Genomic DNA, 914 nt, shown 5'->3' on the forward strand with positions numbered 1-914 from the left:
CCTGGTGGGGGAGCTGCCAACGCCGCTGCGTAGCGCCTACAGCGCCAGCAAGCACGCCTTGCATGGCTTCTTCGAGTCCCTGCGGGCGGAAGAGTATGATCAGGGCATCCGCGTGACGCTGGTGATGCCCGGCTTTATTCGCACCCAGGTGTCGATCAATGCGCTCACCGCGGATGGCTCTCGCCAGGGCACCATGGATGCTGCCCAGCAGACCGCCATGGCCCCGGAAGAATGCGCCAAACGGCTGGTAGAGGCCGTGCAGCGGGGCCGTGATCAGGTTATCATCGCCGGCCGCGAAGGGGCGGGCATCTACCTGAAACGCTGGGCTCCCTCGCTGTACCGTAGACTGATCCGCAAAATGAAGGTCACCTGATGTCACAGGACAACACCGATACCAAGAAACGTACCCGTCTTAACAAGCTGCAGAAGAAACTGCGGCGGGAAACGGGCCGCGCCATTGCTGATTTCAACATGATCAGTGAGGGTGACAAGGTGATGGTGTGTCTGTCCGGCGGCAAGGATTCCTACACCATGCTGGAGATTCTGCGCAATCTTCAGCACTCCGCGCCGGTGAATTTCGAGCTGGTAGCGGTGAATCTGGACCAGAAACAACCCGGGTTCCCGGAGCACATCCTGCCCGAGTACCTGGAAAAGGAAGGCGTGGCGTACCACATTCTGGAAAAGGACACCTATTCCATCGTCAAGGAGAAGGTGCCGGAGGGCAAGACCACCTGCGGCCTGTGTTCACGCCTGCGCCGGGGCAGCCTGTACGGGTTTGCCGAGGAAATCGGTGCCAACAAGATTGCCCTTGGCCACCACCGGGATGACATCGTCGAAACCCTGTTCCTGAACATGTTCTACGGCGGCAAGATGAAGGCCATGCCCCCCAAGCTGCGCAGCGATGACAACCGCAA

The 914-nt window shown here is 60.1% G+C and carries 2 protein-coding genes; both read left to right on the forward strand.

Going from position 1 to position 914, the window contains the following annotated elements; all coding sequences use genetic code 11:
* Nucleotides 1-373, forward strand: a 373-nt coding sequence (locus A3754_RS02020) for an SDR family NAD(P)-dependent oxidoreductase (protein ID WP_156496693.1), incomplete at its 5' end; no start/stop codon positions are given.
* A partial coding sequence (ttcA, locus tag A3754_RS02025) for a tRNA 2-thiocytidine(32) synthetase TtcA (RefSeq protein WP_063518714.1) occupies nt 373-914 on the forward strand: 542 nt, incomplete at its 3' end. The genes A3754_RS02020 and ttcA, both read left to right, overlap by 1 nt.

The organism is Alcanivorax sp. HI0083 (assembly GCF_001635175.1).